14 protein-coding genes are annotated in these 17,733 nt (G+C 63.0%); 6 read left to right on the forward strand and 8 right to left on the reverse strand.

The window, feature by feature from the left end; genetic code table 11:
• Positions 1–110: 110 nt before the first annotated feature.
• The 4 genes from B0G75_RS25855 to B0G75_RS25870 form a co-directional block, all read right to left on the reverse strand.
• On the reverse strand, positions 111–1,526 hold the full coding sequence (locus B0G75_RS25855) for a heavy metal sensor histidine kinase (RefSeq protein ID WP_106312270.1): 1,416 nt from the start codon (positions 1,524–1,526) through the stop codon (positions 111–113).
• Positions 1,523–2,206, reverse strand: coding sequence for a heavy metal response regulator transcription factor IrlR (gene irlR / locus B0G75_RS25860; protein ID WP_106312273.1), 684 nt, complete (start codon positions 2,204–2,206; stop codon positions 1,523–1,525). The genes B0G75_RS25855 and irlR overlap by 4 nt, the downstream gene beginning before the upstream one ends.
• Positions 2,207–2,229: 23 nt before the next feature.
• The gene (locus tag B0G75_RS25865) at positions 2,230–2,583 is read right to left on the reverse strand and encodes a hypothetical protein (protein ID WP_258194688.1); all 354 of its coding nucleotides are present in this window, start codon (positions 2,581–2,583) and stop codon (positions 2,230–2,232) included.
• Positions 2,584–3,033: 450 nt separating this feature from the next.
• Entirely contained in the window at positions 3,034–4,431 is a 1,398-nt protein-coding gene (locus tag B0G75_RS25870; protein ID WP_106312279.1) for an NAD(P)/FAD-dependent oxidoreductase, read from the reverse strand.
• Positions 4,432–4,588: 157 nt separating this feature from the next.
• On the opposite strand from B0G75_RS25870, the gene B0G75_RS25875 reads away from it, so the two are divergent.
• From B0G75_RS25875 to B0G75_RS25885, 3 genes are all read left to right on the forward strand, one after another.
• Positions 4,589–5,569, forward strand: coding sequence for a LysR family transcriptional regulator (locus tag B0G75_RS25875; RefSeq protein ID WP_106312282.1), 981 nt, complete (start codon positions 4,589–4,591; stop codon positions 5,567–5,569).
• A gap of 281 nt (positions 5,570–5,850) precedes the next feature.
• Positions 5,851–7,437, forward strand: coding sequence for a cytosine permease (locus B0G75_RS25880; protein ID WP_106312285.1), 1,587 nt, complete (start codon positions 5,851–5,853; stop codon positions 7,435–7,437).
• 67 nt (positions 7,438–7,504) lie between these two features.
• Positions 7,505–8,896, forward strand: coding sequence for an FAD-binding oxidoreductase (locus B0G75_RS25885; protein ID WP_106312288.1), 1,392 nt, complete (start codon positions 7,505–7,507; stop codon positions 8,894–8,896).
• 113 nt (positions 8,897–9,009) lie between these two features.
• On the opposite strand, the gene B0G75_RS25890 is transcribed toward B0G75_RS25885, so the two are convergent.
• On the reverse strand, positions 9,010–9,381 hold the full coding sequence (locus B0G75_RS25890) for a cupin domain-containing protein (RefSeq protein ID WP_012432544.1): 372 nt from the start codon (positions 9,379–9,381) through the stop codon (positions 9,010–9,012).
• A gap of 212 nt (positions 9,382–9,593) precedes the next feature.
• On the opposite strand from B0G75_RS25890, the gene B0G75_RS25895 reads away from it, so the two are divergent.
• Complete coding sequence (locus B0G75_RS25895; RefSeq protein WP_106312290.1) at positions 9,594–11,030, forward strand: aldehyde dehydrogenase family protein; 1,437 nt, start codon at positions 9,594–9,596, stop codon at positions 11,028–11,030.
• A 23-nt stretch (positions 11,031–11,053) separates the two neighbouring features.
• Here the strand turns inward: B0G75_RS25895 and B0G75_RS25900 are convergent, their stop codons facing one another.
• The gene (locus B0G75_RS25900) at positions 11,054–12,004 is read right to left on the reverse strand and encodes a LysR substrate-binding domain-containing protein (RefSeq protein WP_106312293.1); all 951 of its coding nucleotides are present in this window, start codon (positions 12,002–12,004) and stop codon (positions 11,054–11,056) included.
• Between the two features lie 117 nt (positions 12,005–12,121).
• Between B0G75_RS25900 and B0G75_RS25905 the strand changes: the two genes are divergently transcribed.
• On the forward strand, positions 12,122–13,294 hold the full coding sequence (locus tag B0G75_RS25905; RefSeq protein WP_106312296.1) for a M20 aminoacylase family protein: 1,173 nt from the start codon (positions 12,122–12,124) through the stop codon (positions 13,292–13,294).
• Between the two features lie 67 nt (positions 13,295–13,361).
• Entirely contained in the window at positions 13,362–14,723 is a 1,362-nt protein-coding gene (locus B0G75_RS25910) for an MFS transporter (RefSeq protein ID WP_181309342.1), read from the forward strand.
• Between the two features lie 682 nt (positions 14,724–15,405).
• Here the strand turns inward: B0G75_RS25910 and B0G75_RS25915 are convergent.
• Positions 15,406–16,659 (reverse strand): MFS transporter, encoded by a 1,254-nt coding sequence (locus B0G75_RS25915; RefSeq protein ID WP_106312299.1) that lies wholly within the window; start codon positions 16,657–16,659, stop codon positions 15,406–15,408.
• On the reverse strand, positions 16,656–17,636 hold the full coding sequence (locus tag B0G75_RS25920) for a PRC-barrel domain-containing protein (protein ID WP_106312302.1): 981 nt from the start codon (positions 17,634–17,636) through the stop codon (positions 16,656–16,658). The genes B0G75_RS25915 and B0G75_RS25920 overlap by 4 nt, the downstream gene beginning before the upstream one ends.
• Positions 17,637–17,733: the final 97 nt, after the last annotated feature.

Genomic DNA, 17,733 nt, shown 5'->3' on the forward strand with positions numbered 1-17,733 from the left:
TCTGGATGACTGAGCAATATCGATCAGGCAGGGACATTGTGCGGGGCAGGGGATGAGGCCGTGGTGATCACCGCATGATAGTTTTGTCATCGTGCGGGCGCGTGCTTCGCCTAGCTGACTGGCGGATGCTTCGGAAAGCGCAGGCTGAAGGTGGTGCGCACGTGCGGCACGCTTTCCACGCTGCACTCGCCGTGATGTTCGTCCATGATCGACTTGACGATGGCAAGTCCGAGGCCCGTGCCGCTCGCCGAGTTATGCCGCGATGGATCGACCCGGTAGAAACGGTCGAAGATGCGCTCCAGATGCGGTCTCGCAATGCCGGCGCCAGTATCCGACACCGACACGTGCGCATGGCGCCGGTGTTCCGCGCACCGCACGTCGACGACGCTGCCGCGCGGCGCGTGGGTCAATGCGTTCGAAATCAGGTTGCTGAGTGCCCGCTGAACCATCAGCACATCGCCTTCGAAGCGCGCGTTGCCCGAGACGACGATCTCCACGCCGGCATCGGCGGCCATGATTTCGTAATAGCCTGCAATGCGCAGCGCCTCACTGCGCGCATCGACAGACTGCAGCGTCAGCCGGTGGCGAATGCTGTCCGCGCGCGCGAGAAACAGCATGCTGTCGATCAGACGCGCGAGGCGCTGGCATTCATCCACGCTCGATTCGATCACGCTGCGATATTCATCGGCGGAACGTGGTTGCGAGAGCGCCACTTGCGCTTCCGCCAGCAGATTGGTGAGCGGGGTGCGCATGTCGTGCGCGAGGTCGGACGAAAATTGCGTGAGACGCGTGAACGAGTCGTGCAGGCGCGCGAGCATCCGGTTGAAGGCCCGGCTCAGTTCCTTCAGTTCGCCGGGCATGTCGTGCTCGGGCAACGGTTCCGCAAGATGGCGGCTGGAGATCTGCTCGGCGCGCGCCGTCAAACGGGCCAGCGGCCGCAATCCGAAACGGCCGATCGACCATGCGAGCAGCGCATTCACCAGCGTCCCCGTTACGATGACGACCAGAACATTGAGCGCATAAGCGCGCAGCAGCGCGCGTTCGCCGCTCGCGTCGTATTGGACGACCACGCGCACCTGACTGCCGGCGGGGTCGCCGAGCGGCGCCATCGCCACCAGAAATCGCAACGGCAGTTTTTCGAGCGACACGCGCACCGGCGCGAGGGCAGTGCGAACGGTCATCGCCTCCGCATTCGGCCAGTAGCCGTTGGTGCGAACGAGCGGTGCGCCGTGCGCGTCGAACAGTGCGATATCGAGGTTCTGATGACCATATAGCTGGTTGTACCACGTCTCACGATCCGCGCTGATCGCCTGAATGCTGGGCATGGTGTGCAGGCGCAGTTGCAGCGCGGCGAGGGTCGTGGTCATCTCGCGGGCCGACGCCGCTTCGATACGCGTTTTCAGGCCGTGATACAGCAATACGCCGTTGAATATGAGTAGCAGTGAGGTCGAAAGCGCGAAGAGGATGGACAGCCTCGCACGCAAAGTGCGCGGCACGAGCAGCGCCGCGAGCAGACGTCGAATCATGACTGCGATGAGCCGCGCTCTTCCAATACGTAGCCCATGCCGCGCACGGTGTGGATCAGCTTGGGTTCGTAGTTGTCGTCGACCTTCGCGCGCAGGCGGCGGATCGCGGCGTCGACGACATTCGTGTCGCTGTCGAAGTTCATGTCCCACACCTGGGAAGCAATCGTCGAACGCGGCAGGATTTCGCCCTGACGGCGCATCAGCAGCCATAGCAACGCGAATTCCTTGGCCGTGAGCAGGATCATGTCGCCGTGCCGCGTGGCCTTGCGGCGCGTCAGGTCGAGCACCAGATTCGCTACTTGCAGCGAGGCGGCGTCGCGGGTTTGGCCACGTCGCAGAATCGAGCGCACACGGGCCAGCAGTTCGGCGAAGTCGAACGGCTTGACGAGATAGTCGTCGCCGCCCATGTTGAGGCCGCGAACCTTGTCGTCCACTTCGTCGCGCGCGGTGAGCAGCAGGACCGACGTCGAATGGGTGCGGCGCAGGTTTTTCAGCACCGTCCAGCCATCCTGGCCGGGCAGCATGACGTCGAGCACGATCAGATCGTAATCCTCCGTCAAGGCGCGATGCTGGCCGGTCACGCCGTCTTCCACCCAGTCGACGATAAAGCCCGCTTCGGTCAGGCCTTTGCGAAGATACGTGCCGGTTTTGATCTCGTCCTCGACGATCAGGATGCGCATGATTTTTCTCTCACTGCTGTGGGTCAGCGGCCGATGCGTGTGGGCGCGCATGACGCCGACGCATTGGATGCATCGAGGTCGTGATGGGCTGCAGACGGCGAACCGGAGGGCTGCGACATGGTGCGGGTCATCGCGGAAAACACTTCGAGCGAGAGCAGGCCTCGCTCGAAGAACGGCTCGTGCCGGACGCGCGGCTTCCCATATGCGGAGGAACAGGATGGGTCGCCGCCGTTGAACAGCCCGTCAGGTTGATTCCACCAGAATGCCAGCGAACTGAGTGCGATGACGAGCAGCGCGGCCCCGAGTGAAACGGGATGATGAATGCGGAGCCGCGCCCAACGCACTGGGACGTTTGCGCCGAAATGCGTGATGCGCATCGTCAGGCTTCGCATTCGTTGAAAGTGAAGCATACGGTTCAATGTGAGGATGGGACGCGACCATCGTACAGATACCATAGTTGATCGATGCGGACATGAGAGCAGCATGACAATTCCGTCATAAATCTCGTGTGCATCTTTTGTTGCGGCGCATCGTCCCGATGACGGGACCCGTCATGTCGCGCTCACGTTCAGGGAGTCTCTCCGGGCTGGCATGAGGACCCGATCAAACGGAAACGGAGAATAGATCGTGCGGAATGCGAGGTGGCGTGCGGGAGTCGTCGCAAGGAAAAACCAGCGAGGACGTGAAGCGGGAGTTGGCCGTCGCGAGCGAGCCGGGCTGCATGCGCGTGACGGACGCGTTTCAGATGCGGCAGATTGAAGCAGCCAACAGGCTGCTCACTTGCAGAACCGTTCGCGTGGGGCGGCGCGTGAGCAGCAAGGTTTTGTCTAGTGCAGACGGATCACCGGATGCACGCGTCTGCGTAACCAGTGGCTCGCCGAATCGAGCGCCATGCGCGCGAAGCCGGTCAGCGTCATCACGTGCCGCCGATAGATCAGCTTGTAGACTGCGGTGGCCAGCCATCCGTCGACGAACACGGGCTGCGTCAGCAAGCTACTGCTGAGGCTGCCAATGGTGCCTTCGCGCCCGAAGCCGACCAGCGTGCCCGCGTCGCGATACACGAACTCGGGCAGCGCTTCGCCCGCTATGCGGCACTTCAGCGTGCGCGCAAGAAACAGCGCCTGCTGATGCGCGACCTGCGCACGCGGCGCGAGGAACGCGCCTGCTTCGTCGGCGGGACAGGCCGCGCAATCGCCGAGGCCGAATACGTTCGCGTCGTTCGTGCACTGCAAGGTGCGATTCACCTGAATCTGCGCGTTGCGATTCACCGCGATGCCGTCCAGCGTGCGCAAGACAGGCGGTCCCGAGATGCCCGCCGTCCAGATTGCGATGTCGCTCGCGAGCGGAGCGCCGCCGTCGGTCAACACGGCGTCGGCGCGCACTTCGGTGACGCGTGTCGAGCTCAATACGTCCACGCCGAGACTGGCGAGCATCCGCTGCGCGCGCGCTGAAATCGTTTCGGACAAAGCGGGCAGCACGCGCCCGCTGCTTTCGATCAAACGAATGCGAAAGTCACGTACCGGATCGAGCGAGAACGGCGTGTAGCGATTCAGCAAACGTACTGTGTCGCGCACCGCGGCGGCGAGTTCGACACCCGTCGCGCCCGCACCGATGATGTTGATCGACACCGGCGTGTCCGCCTGCGCGGTCCGCGCCCGGCGTGCGTGATTCGCACGCAGACAGGCATCGAGCAGCTTGCGGCGGAATGCTTCCGCATGCGCGACCGATTCGAGCGGCAACGCATGTTCGGCGGCACCTGGCACGCCGAAATATTGCGTCACGCTGCCCATGGCCAGCACCAGCGTATCGAAAGCGATCTGCCGGGACGGCAGAATTTCGCGGCCGTCGGCGTCATGCAATGCGCTCAAGGTGATATGCCGCTCTGCGCGATCGAGCGCGGTGAGTTCGCCCTGTTCGAATTCGAAGCCATGGCGTTGGGCCTGCACCGCATATTGCAGTTGATGGGTCGCGGGATCGAGTTGGCCCGAAGCGGCTTCGTGCAGCAGCGGCTTCCAGAAGTGCGTGGGCCAGCGGTCGACTAGCACGATCTGCGCGAGGCCTGCACGTCCGAGCGATTCGGACAGACGCGTGGCCAACCCGAGTCCACCCACGCCACCACCGACGATCACGACCCGATGCGCCGCCGTATTGTCCGTGTGTTGCATGGATTGCGCGTGGTGCGCCCGTTGCGTTGTCGTGCCTGTCTGCTGATCGATTGCGGCCATGATCGCTATCCTCCTGAGGTTGTTCGTGCCGGGCCGGTGCTGGCGCCGCGCGAAGCGCGGTTCCAGGCATTCGCCGGCCCATCTGTCAGGCCAGTATAGAATCGGCGAAAACCGCAGCACAATTTAATGTTTATACGGGACATATAGGTTTTCACTTATGTTAAAAGCCGCGACGTTTCGTCAGTTGAAGACCCTGCATACGATTGCGAAGCTCGGCAGCGTGTCACGCGCGGCCGAGGAATTGCGGCTTACGCAACCGGCTGTGTCGCTACAGGTGCGTCTGCTGGAAGAGGCTGCGGGCGCGCCGCTCCTGCAGCGCGTGGGCCGTGGCGTGCAGTTGACCGCGGCCGGTGAGATTCTCGCCCGCTATGCGCTGGAGATCCTCGACCTGTGGAACGGCGCGGCCGACGATCTGGCCGCGTTGCATGGCGAGCAGGGCGGCACGCTGCGGATCGGCGCGATCACCACGGCCGAGTATCTGATCCCGCCGTTTCTGGTGCGCTTCACAGAATCGCGTCCGCAAGTGAAGGTGCAATTCAAGGTCGGCAATCGCGCCGACATCATCCGTATGCTGGCAACGCATGAAATCGATCTCGCGGTGATGGGCAGCGCGCCGCGCGAATTGCGCACGGCGGCAACCGCATTCGCCAAACATCCGATGGCGTTCGTCGCCTCGCCCGCGCATGCGCTGATGAAGAAAAAGCGTTTGTCGCTCGACGATCTGCAAAGCGCGAATCTGTTCGTGCGGGAACGCGGTTCGGGCACGCGTTCTACCGTCGAGAATCTGTTTCGCCTTGCGGGCCTTAAGCTTCACATCGGCTCTGAGCTATCGAGCAATGAGGCGATCAAGCAGCTGGTGGAAGCGGGGTTGGGTATCGCGTTCCTGTCGCTGCACGCCTGTTCGCTCGAGTTTCAGGCGGGCCTGCTCGCGCTGTTGCCCATGCCCGCCAACCCGATCGAGCGCGACTGGTATGTGATGCATGTGTCGGATAAACGCCTGCCGCATGTGGCCGGGTTGTTCCGCGATTTTCTGATCGAGCACGGCATGTCGGGCGCGGTGCCGGTGCCGCTGCCTGCCGTCGCTGCCGCCAAAAAACGCCGCCGGACGCGCCAGGCGGGCGGCGGGGACGCGGCGTAGGTTCTGCAAAAAAGGCGAGGGGATTCTCGCGATTCGCTTCGACGTTTGCGCTTCGCGAGCGCTGCGGGGAGTCCCTATACGGCCTTTCACTTGCCCACAGAGCCTTGCCGGACGGGACTTGTGGGTTACATCGCGGGAGATCGAAGTAAAGGTTGGGCAGACGATATTTTTGCCCGCGCCGATTGTCTTTACAGTGGCGTCCAGACATCTGAGAAAAGTGGACGCCGCATCCCCGTGGCGAGCCATTGTGATTGACCTGGCCGTTACAGGAGTCGGAGACAATGAGCAGTAACAGCATCACTCAAGTCGAAACATTCAGTTTCGAACGCATTCCGGATCGCTCGCGCTATGCACGGCCGATCGATCTGTTCCGCTTGCTGTTCGGCGGGTGCAATACCTTTTCCACGTCCGTGCTCGGCAGTTTTCCGGTGCTGCTCGGTTTGTCGTTCAAGGCGGGCGTCTGGTCGATTGTGCTCGGCGTGCTGATCGGCTCGTGCATTCTCGCGCCGATGAGCCTGTTCGGTCCGCGTAACGGCACCAGCGACCCGGTCTCGTCGGGCGCGCATTTCGGCATTCACGGGCGGATCGTCGGCTCGTTTCTGGCGGTGCTGACCGCAGTCGCGTTTTTCTCGCTGGCGGTGTGGAGTTCGGGCGACGCGCTCGTGGGCGGCGCGAACCATCTGCTCGGTTTGCCGGTCAACTGGATGACGCTGAGCTTCGCCTACGGTCTGTTCGCCGTGCTGGTGTTGACCGTGTGCGTGTACGGTTTCCGCTTCATGCTGTGGGTCAACAAGATCGCGGTGTGGGCGGCGAGCATTCTGTTCGTGGTGGGTCTGTTCGCGTTCACCAAGTCATTCGATGGCGCTTACGCCGGCAAGGTCGCACTCGGCTCGGTGGGTTTCTGGCCCGCGTTCGTGAGCGCCGTGCTGGTCGCGATGAGCAATCCCGTCTCGTTCGCCTGCACGCTCGGCGACTGGGCCCGCTATATTCCGGAGAACACGCCGAGAAAGCGCACGATCCTCGCGGTGATGCTCGCGCAACTGGCCACGTTCGTGCCGTTCTTCTTCGGCCTCGCCACGGCGACGATCATCGCCAGCAAGGCGCCCGATTTCATCGCGTCGAATAACTACGTGGGCGGTTTGCTGGCCATCTCGCCTAACTGGTTCTTCCTGCCGGTGTGCCTGATCGCGATCATCGGCGGCATGTCGACGGGCACGACCGCGCTGTACGGCACCGGCCTCGACATGTCGAGCATGTTTCCGAAGTTCCTGAACCGCGTGCGCGCCACGTTGCTGATCGGCAGCCTCGCCATCGGCTTCATTTTCCTCGGCCGCTTCGCGTTCAACCTGGTCGAAAGCGTGTCGACGTTCTCGGTGCTGATCAACGTCTGCAGCTGTCCGTGGATGGTGATCATGATCATCGGCTTCGTCACGCGGCGCGGTTTCTATCTGTCCGACGACTTGCAGGTGTTCAATCGCGGCGGCCGCGGCGGTCACTACTGGTTCACGCACGGCTGGAACTGGCGCGCGATGGGCGCATGGATTCCGAGCGCGGCGATCAGCCTGTGCTTCGTCAATCTGCCGGATCAGTTCGTCGGCCCGCTCGGCCAGCTCGCCGGTGGTCTCGACATCAGCATGCCGGTTTCGCTGACGCTGGCGGCCGCATTGTATATCGCTTTGTTGCAGTGCTTTCCGGAACCGGACGGCGTGTATGGACCGCAAGGCCGACGTTGGCTGCGTGGCGGTTCGCAACACAATGTGACCGTGCATCCCGTGGTGCCGGCGACTAAGCTTAAGGTAGCCGTGCAGTCGCGGGTGCGTGCGGAACGCGAGCGCGAGGCAGAGTTGGATACGCAGGACGCGGGTTGAAGCGCAGCCCAATGTGCGCGGCTTCGTGCAGTACAAGCAATGCATTTAAATTGAGTAGGCAAACAGGATGAGCGAGTCAGTAAAGCGCGCGTTTGAAGGGGTAAAACTGTTTCCGTTCTGGCTGGACAATCCGCGCGCGCCGGTTGTCGAACGGGAATTGATCGGTCCGACCACCGCCGACCTGGTCGTGGTGGGCGGCGGCTTTACCGGTCTGTGGGCCGCGATCCAGGCGAAAGAAGCCGATCCGTCACTCGACGTCGTGCTGGTCGAGGCGGGCAAGGTGGCGTACGGCGCCTCGGGCCGTCCGGGCGGCATCATCTCGACTTCGGTGATGCACGGTCTGCCGAATGCGACGCGCGTTTTTCCGCAAGACCTCGACGTGCTCGAGAAGCTGGGGCAGGAGAATCTCGACGGCTTCAAGGAATCGTTGACGCGCTACGGCATCGAGGCGGACGTCGAATGGAACGGCGAAATGACGGTCGCGGTCGATCCGGGTCATCTCGGTCATCTGAAGGGCGATTACGAGTTGCATGTTGCACATGGACACGACGTGGTCTTGCTCGACAGCAAAGGCGCGCGCGAGCAACTCGATTCGCCGCTTTTCGCCGGGGCAATGTGGTCGCGTAATCGCAGCGGCACGATTCATCCGGCGAAACTCGCGTGGGGTTTGAAGGCCGCCGCGCTGAAACTCGGCGTGCGTTTGCATGAACATTCACCGATCACGCGTCTCGAAGATTGCGGTGCGAAGATGATCGTGCACACGCAGGCGGGCCGCATCGAAACGCCGCGCGTGCTGCTCGGCACGGGCACCGCGGACGTCGGCGTGACTGACATCAAACGCCGCGTGATGCAGGTGCGCGATCACATCATCGCGACGGCGCCGTTGAGCGACGAGCAGATGGCGCGTATCGGCTGGAAGAATCGCCAGGGCATTTACGACACACGTACGCAGCTCAATTATTTCCGGCTGACCAGGGAGAACCGCATCATCTTCGGCGGACGGGTCAGCTATCACTTCGGCGGCAATCCGAATCCCGCGGAAGATCGCGACGAGAGTACCTATTACAAGCTTGCCGAAGCGTTCTATCGCACCTTCCCGCAACTCGACGACGTGCGTTTCACGCATGCATGGGGCGGCCCGATCGATTACTGCTCACGCGGCGCGGTGTTCGCGCGCCGCTATCACGGTGGCAAGAGCGTCTTCGTCGCCGGCTATACGGGCTTCGGCGTGGCGGGCAGCCGCTTCGGCGCGAAGATGGGCCTCGACATGCTGTGGCATCGCGATACGGTGATCACGTCGCTCGATATTTCGCGCAAGGGGCCGTCGTATATCCCGCCGGAACCGGTGCGCTGGATCGCCGCGAAGATCACTTTCAACGCGTTCGACGGCGCGGATGATCGCGGCGGCTGGCGTCGTCTGTGGATCAATTCGATCAAGGCGCTGGGTTTTCCGATGTAACGAAAAGGCGTCCGCTCAATGTGCGCGGACGCGGCTTTTTTCACCAGCATAAAAAAACCGCACCCTGAAAGATGCGGTTTCCAGTGAAGCAGCAGCGCAATGCAGTACTTGAATCAACCGCAGTACACGATGCTGTACTTCTTGGTCGCTACCGGCATATGCCACGTGCCCGAGAAGCCTTTGTGCAGGATGAAGGCGTCGCCGGCGGCATAGCGTTCGCTGCGGCCGTCGTCGCTGGTGATCACGACTTCGCCTTCGATCAGCACGCACACTTCGTGAATCGGCAGGTCGGCCAGCTTCAGTGTGCCCGCATCGCATTGCCATACGCCGGCGGACAACATGTTGGTGGCGTCGGAGTAAGCGTTGAGGGCGTGCGGTGCCTTGGCGCCGTCGAGAATGACGTCGGCCGGATCGTGCAGGGCCGGGTTCAGACCGGAAGCGCCAGGGCCTTTAGCGTCGATACGGGTGAAAGTGATGTTGCTCATGTGTCTCTCCTGGTTGATTGGATCGAAGTCGCACTCGTTGAGTCGATGCGAAAAATGGATTCGAAGCCGGAGTCTGAGCCAAAGCTGCGTAGCGATGAATTTCGATTTGAAGACATTCAGATTGAGCGGCGTCGATGTGAAGCAGGCGACGCCGCTGCGGGTGCGATTTGCTCCGCGTCTGACCTGAAACTTTCATGTAGAGGACAAGCCCCATGCAACACGCCAAACAGTTTTATATCGACGGTCAGTGGGTCGACCCGGTCGACCAGACCAACGCGGCCACGCTCGATGTAATCGATCCGTCCACCGCTGCCGCGTTCGCGCAGATTTCGCTCGGCAGCGCGGCGGATGTCGATCGCGCCGTCGCCGCCGCGAAGCGCGCGTTTCCCACCTACAGCGAGACGACGATCGCGCAACGCATCGACTTGCTGCAAGCGATCCTCGACGTCTATCGCAAGCGCTATGACGACATGGTGCATGCAATCAGCCGCGAGATGGGCGCGCCGCTGCAGTACGCGAACGATGCGCAGGCATGGACCGGCGTCGCGCATCTGGAGACCATGATCCGCACGCTCGATACCTTCGAGTTCGAGTACGTGAAGAGCGGCATTCTGATCCGCAAGGAAGCGGTCGGCGTGTGCGGGCTGATTACGCCGTGGAACTGGCCGGCCTTGCAGATCACCACCAAAGTCGCGCCCGCGCTCGCGGCCGGCTGCACGATGGTGCTCAAGCCTTCGGAGCTGGCGCCGTTGTCCGCCATCGTCTTTGCCGAGATTCTCGACGAAGCAGGCGTGCCGGCCGGCGTATTCAACCTCGTGAACGGCGAAGGCCGCACCGTGGGCGAAGCGATGTCGTCGCATCCTGACATCGACATGATGTCGTTCACCGGCTCGACGCGCGCGGGCGTGCAGGTCGCGAAGGCCGCGGCGGATACCGTCAAGCGCGTGCATCAGGAACTGGGCGGCAAGTCGGCCAATCTGATTCTCGAAGACGCGGATCTGAAAGAAGCCGTGATGCGCGGCGCGCGCGCCTGTTTCGACAACAGCGGCCAGTCGTGCGATGCGCCCACGCGCATGTTCGTGCCGCGTGCGCGCGAAGCCGAAGCACTGGCGTATGCGAAAGAAGCCGCGCAAGCATTGAACGTCGGTCCCGCGGACGCGAAGGGCACGGACCTCGGCCCCGTGATCAGCGAACAGCAGTTCGACAAGATCCAGCGGCTGATCGGCATGGGCATCGAAGAGGGCGCGACGCTGGTGGCCGGCGGCGCGGGCCGCCCCGAAGGTTTGAAGGACGGCTACTTCGTGCGGCCGACTGTATTCGGCAAGGTCATGCCGGACATGACGATCGCGCGCGAGGAAATCTTCGGGCCGGTCCTGTCGATCCTCGCCTACGACTCCGAAGAGGAAGCGATCGCGATGGCCAACGACAGCCTCTACGGTCTCGCGGGCTACATCCAGTCCGGCTCGATCGAGCACGCGCGTGCGGTGGCGAAGCGCCTGCGCACCGGCACGATCTATCTGAACTACGCGGACTACAACCCCGAGGCGCCGTTCGGCGGCTTCAAGCAATCGGGCAATGGACGCGAGTACGGTGAGTTCGGTCTGGAGGACTTTCTGGAGATCAAGGGCGTGGTCGGTTACGAGGGTTGAATCTCTACCGCGCGGCGAAATAACTAAAGCAGCAACTCGATCGAATGAAACAGCCGGCGCTGCTCGGGATCGTGCGAGCGCGCCCCTTCGTCGATCACTTCACGCAGACAGTCGAGAAAGCACGCGGCCGCCGGACTCGTCGGCGCGCCGCGGCGTGAGGTGATGCTGACGATGGTTTCATCGACTGTCTCGCGCAGCGGCAGCGCCCACAACTGCTCCTTCGCGAGCGTCACTTCCACGAGCGGCCATGGAAAAATGCTGAGCATGTCCGTGTGTGCGAGCAAGCCCAGCACAACCGCCAGCGAATGCGCGAGAAGGATGGTGTGCGGCACCTGCATGCCACGCTTGCGGAACACATTGTCCGAGATCGACTCCCGGCTCGCCGGGTCCCAGTTCAAGATCCACTCCGCGTCTTCCAGTTCGAGCAGCGTGCGGCAGCCGGCCTTAGGATGATCGCGCCGCGCGACCACGGCCGAATGCGTGGAAAACAGCGGTACGTTGTGAAACTCCGATTGCGGCGAAGCGGGCGGCGGGCGGCCGATCGAAAAATCGAGGCTGCCGTCGCGCAAACGCGGCTGCACGACCGCGAGCAAGCCTTCGAAGAACTCCAGTTGCACTTCCGGCATGCGCTGCCGGAAGCGCTGCACGGTGGGCGGCAGAAACGTCAACGCGACCCACGGCGTGACGCCGATCGACAGCTTGCCGGCCGCCGCGCCGCGGAGCGCTTCGATCTCGGCTTGGGCTCGCTGCAGTTGCCCCAACACCAGGCGCGCATGCACGACCAGCGCGCGGCCGAACTCCGTAAACGCGACGCCGCTCGCGCTGCGCACCACCAGTGGCGCTTGCAGATCGGCTTCCAGTTCGCGCATCGCCTTGGTCACGGCGGCCGGCGACAGGTCCAGCGAACGGGCCGCAGCCCGGATACTTCCAGTATCGGCGATGGCCGCTAAGGTGCTGAGCTGATGCAGTTTCATCTGACTGGATGGGAAGAGGGTGGCAACCACGGGTTGCTGCCGCAACGATTTTACGCCTGCCGCTGGAAAATCGGCGTCGTTATGCTGGGTTCACGCTTTCAATGACGGAGACACGACGTGAACACCATGGCCATTCCGGCGGGCATCGCCGAACTCGAAGATGAAATGATCGCGCTGCGCCGCCAGATCCACGCGCATCCCGAACTGGCTTACGAAGAGTTCGCCACCGGCGACCTGGTCGCCGAACGCCTGCGGGAATGGGGCTACACCGTGCATCGCGGGCTGGGTCAGACGGGCGTTGTCGGTCAATTGAAAGTCGGCAATGGCACGCGCAAGCTCGGGCTGCGCGCCGACATGGACGCGCTGCCAATTCATGAAACCACCGGCCTGCCGTATGCGAGCAAGCTGCCCGGCAAGATGCACGCATGCGGTCACGACGGCCACACGGCCATGTTGCTCGCCGCCGCCAAACATCTGGCCCAGGAAAAATGCTTCGACGGCACGTTGAATCTGATTTTCCAGCCTGCCGAAGAGGGCCTGGCCGGCGCGAAAAAAATGCTCGAAGACGGCCTGTTCGACAAGTTTCCGTGCGATGCGGTGTTCGCGATGCATAACATGCCGGGCTATCCGGCCGGCAAGTTCGGCTTCCTGCCGGGCTCGTTCATGGCTTCGTCGGATACGGTGATCATCAAGGTGACAGGGCGCGGCGGTCATGGCGCGGTGCCGCATAAGGCCGTCGATCCGGTGGTGGTGTGCGCGCAGATCGTGCTGGCGTTGCAGTCCATCGTGTCGCGCAATATCGCGCCGCTCGACATGGCGATCATCACCGTCGGCGCCATTCACGCGGGCGAAGCGCCGAACGTGATTCCCGAGACCGCCGAGATGCGCCTCTCGGTGCGTGCATTGAAACCCGAGGTTCGGGATTATCTGCAGGAACGCATCACGGCGGTGGCGTGCGGCCAGGCGGCCGTGTTCGGCGCGCGTGCGGAGGTGGACTATCAGCGTCGCTATCCGGTGCTCGTCAACGATGCGGCCATGACCGGACTCGCGCGGCAAGTCGCGCTCGACTGGCTCGGCGACGATGGCCTGATTGCCGATATGCAACCGCTCACCGGCAGCGAAGACTTCGCGTTCCTGCTCGAGCGTTGCGCCGGCAGCTACCTGATCATCGGCAATGGCGACGGCGAGGGCGGCTGCATGGTCCACAACCCGGGCTACGATTTCAACGACGATTGCCTCGCCACCGGCGCCGCCTACTGGGTGAGACTCGCGCAGACGTTTCTGGCCTGACGCCACAGCGTTTGCATAAGCGGGCAAAACCGCCGCGCATTAGCAGGAAGACATCACGGAGACACAGATGGACTATTCCGCCACACCGCAACCCGCAGTCACCGACGCGTTGAGCATGCAGAGCACGCCGGCCGCGCAGCCAGTCGAGCGCACGAGCCACGCCAAGGCGATTGCCGCGATCACGCTGGGCAACGGCCTCGAGTTTTTCGACTTCACGATCTACAGCTTCTTTGCGACGATCATCGGCAAGCTGTATTTCCCGGTGGAGGGGCAACTTGCGCAACTGATGCTGGCGGTCGGCACGTTCGGCGTCGGTTTCATCATGCGGCCGGTGGGCGGCATCGTGCTTGGCGCGTATGCGGACCGCGCGGGTCGCAAGGCCGCGATGAGCCTCACGCTGTGGCTGATGACGCTGGGCTCCGCGATCATCGCGTTTGCGCCGACGTATGCGGCGATTGGGGTTGCCGCGCCGTTGCTCGTGATTCTCGCGCGCCTGATTCAGGGTTTTGCTTTGGGTGGTGAGGTCGGTGCGTCGACGTCGTTGTTGCTGGAGTATGGGAGCAATAAGACGCGTGGGTTCTACGGCAGTTGGCAGTTCGTGAGCCAAGGGTTGAATACGGTGTGCGGGTCGTTGCTGGGTGTCGCGTTGGCGGCGGCGCTCTCGACCGCGGCGCTGGAGAGTTGGGGGTGGCGCGTGCCGTTTGTGATCGGCATGGCGATGGGGCCGATTGGGATTTATATCCGGCGGCATCTGAGTGAGACGCTGCCAGGTGTGGAAGATGGCGCGGCGGGTTCGCAGCCGGGTTTGCAGCCTGCTTCGCAGCCGGTGCGCAAGTTGTTTCGCGAGCATTCGCGCGTGATCACGACGGGTGTGTTGACGACGATCGGTGGGACTGCGGCTAACTACATCGTGCTGTTTTATCTGTCGACTTATGCGATCAGGATTTTGCATTTGCCGATGTCGTCGGCGCTCTGGGCTGCGTGGACTGCTGCCGTAGTGACGGTGATCTGTTCGCCGTTTGCTGGCGCGTTGTCCGATCGCGTTGGACGTAAGCGTGTGTTGTGGGTTTCGCGCGTGTTGCTGATTGTGGCGGTGTATCCGGCGTTCATGATGATCAATGCTTCGCCTACGGTGCCGGTTTTGTTGGCGGTGGTCGCTGGTTTGGCGGTGCTTGTTGCGTTTACCGCTGTGCCTAATATCGTTATGTTGCCGGAGATGTTTCCTCGCGAGATTCGTGCTACTGGGATGTCGATTGTTTATTGTCTCGGGGTTTCTATCTTTGGTGGGTTTGCGCAGTTTTTTGCTACTTGGTTGATTCAGGTTTCTGGTAGCAACCTCGCGCCGGCGTGGTATCTGATTGGGTGTGGGGTCGTTTCTTTGTTGCCGTTGCCGTTTATGCGGGAGACTGCTGGGCGGGATATAGGGTAGGGTTTTTTGCCGGCGTGGCGGGTTGGGGTGTGTTTTCGCGGGTGTTGGCCTTTCCTTGATTTGTTGGTGGTCTATTAGCGTTGCCCCTGTGCGGGGCGGCACTTACTTCTCTTTGCCGGCCGCAAAGAGAAGTAAGCAAGAGAAAGCGGCTCACACCGCTAATTCTTAAGCGGGTCCCCCGCGCAGCCGCGGTAGTGGCACATCTGGAATCTGTGCTCTCGCACACTCCGCGTGAGTGACAAAGCAGTCATTCTTCCGGCGGCGCTACGCGCGCCGAAGCGGATTTCATAACACCGCCCGATACGTCCGAATCGTCAGTACCTCATACTTTTGCTGTCGCTCTTGATTCGCTGCGCTCATCGAAACCTTTGGTTTCCCAAGCAGACCCATCCGCGACGCACGCAGTGCGGAGTGGGAGCTGATGAGCCCTTGGTCACCGGCGCTAGCTGTGCGAAAACACGGATTCCAGATGCACCACTACGGCGACTGCGCGGGGGACCCGCTTAAGAATTAGCGGTGTGAGCCGCTTTCTCTTGCTTACTTCTCTTTGCGGCCGGCAAAGAGAAGTAAGTGCCGCCCCGCACAGGGGCAACGCCAATAGACCGCTAACAAAGCAAGGAAAGGCCAACACCCGCGAGAAGACCCCCACCCCGCCACGCCGGCAAAAAACCCCACTCCAAAATCACCGCACCGCGGACTCCCCCCCATCCGCCACCGGCGCCTCATCCTCAGCCGCCGCATCGCGCGTTTCCGGCATCGCCGCCCACACCAGCAAAACAGCCAACGCCCCAGCCGCAGCCAACCCAAAAAAGCTAACCGCATTACCAAACCGATCGGCGACAAACCCAGCAGCGGTAGTACTCAACGTAGCCCCAATCCCAGCCGCCAACCCAAACAACCCAATACAGAGGTTATAACGTCCCTTACCGCCGGCCACGTCGGCGGCAATCAACGGCAGCATCACCCCGAACACCGCGGCACTCAACCCGTCGAGCATCTGCACCGGCACCAGCAAATAAGGGCTGCTGATTCCAGCAAACAACAACGCCCGTATCGGCAACGCCGAAAACCCAAGCAGCAGAATCGGCCGACGCCCCCATCGCTCGGCCGAGCGCCCGACCCACGGCGACATCATCGCCACGATCGCCTGCGGCACGATGATGCACGCCGCGATCACGAGCTGCACGTTGTCGCCCATGCCAGCCGTCACTTCGCCGGCGGCGAGATTCAGCATCGCCGCATTCGACAAATGGAACAGCACGATGCACGCCGCGAACAACAGCATCCGCTTGTCGCGCAGCAACTCGCGCAGACTCTCGCGCCGCTCGATCTGCTGCGGCGTTGGCCCGGCCTTGGGTAGTTCTACGGTGTCGGTGCGCTGGATCATCGTCAGCGCGAACAGCGCGGGCACGGCGAGCGCGGCGGTCAGCCAGAACACCGCGCGCGGCGAATAGTACTCGCCGAACACCCCCATCAGCCCGGCCGCGACCGCGCTGCCGATCGACGCCCAGCGCGCGTTGCGCCCCAGCCGGTCACCGAGATTCGCGCGTCCCACCAGCGCGAACGAGATCGCGGCGAGCGCCGGCGTCAGCATGCAGCTCGCGAAGCCGTGAAAGACTTCGGCGGCGATCACCGGCAGCACCGTCGGACTGACGGCCAGCAGCACCGCGCTGAAGATAATCGCGAAGATCGCCCAGGCCGCGGCGCCTTTCTTGTTGCGCAAAGCATCGACGGCGGCGCCGCCCGGCACCTGGCTCACCATCGCGCTGATGGTGCCCACGGAGAGCGCCATGCCGATCTCGCCCTGCGTCCATTTATGCGAGGCCAGATAGGACGCGATGAACGGTCCGAAACCCGTTTGCACGTTGGCGACGAAAAAATTCAGCCAATCGAGCGCGCGCAAGCTGCGCGCCGTTACCAGAGTGCGGCCTGTCATCGGGCCGCCCGTGCGTTGGACACCGCCGTGGACGTGGCCGCGGCGGCCGGCGCCGCAACAGCGGCGGGCGCGGAAGCAGGGGCGGGCGCCGGTGGTGGCGCGGGCGACACCGCGCGTATCGGTTTGTCGCTTGCGTAAGGAGGCGTCGCGTTGATCTGCGCATCGCTCAGATCAATGAGCGGATGCAACTCCTTGTCCTTCGTGACGAAGCGCAGCGCCGACCAGTTGGCGGCAATCGTGCGCCGTTCGGTGCTGACCATGCCGTTGACGTCGAGTACGACCGCCTGCGGTTGCGCATTGGCATCGATCAGCACGTCGATCACGCGGCCGACCTTGGCGCCGTTCGAGCGCTCGACAGTGGCGTCGATCAGCGGCAATTGCACGGCAGCCGCGGCGGCCTTGGCCGCGCTAGCCGGAATCGCGGCGGCGTTGAGCGTGATAGGCGCGGCTTTCGCCGTCGGCGTGAAGCGGAACGCGCTCCACGGGAAGTTCACCTTGCGGTCGCCCACGCCAAGGAAACCTTGCAGGTTCACGACCATCTCACGCGGCTTGCCGCCGGCGTCGGCGATCAGATCGATCGCGCGCCCGACCACTTTGCCGTCGGGCTTCTGAACTTCGCTATCGAGCAGCGCGTGCGCCTCATTGCGCTCGATGGTGCGCAGCACGATCAGCGGCGGGGGCGGCGGCGGAGGCGGCGGAGGCGCCGTGACAACTGGCGGCGGAGGCTCGACCTTGTGCGGCTTGACGACCGGCTTCTTCGGCTTTTTCGATTGCTCGGGTTCGGCCGCTTCGGTCTCGACCGGTTCGGGAGCGGAGGCGGCCACGGGCGCGCTGGCGGGCTCGACGGGCATCACCGTGGCTTCGACGATCGGCGCCTGCTGCGGGCCCCACAGCAGGCTGCAACCGGACAGCGCGAACAGCGCGAACACAGCAAGAATCAAGAGACGCCAGGCAGGACGCGAAAAACCGCCGCTCATCAAGAAGGACTCCATGGGCCGGTGCGGACGGGCGCAGTCGGCCGCCGCAGTTGAGACAGGTACGGGCCAGAGTGTAACCCGCGACGTCGGGCGGCCC

The organism is Paraburkholderia sp. BL18I3N2 (assembly GCF_003001875.1).
Classification (GTDB): domain Bacteria; phylum Pseudomonadota; class Gammaproteobacteria; order Burkholderiales; family Burkholderiaceae; genus Paraburkholderia; species Paraburkholderia phytofirmans.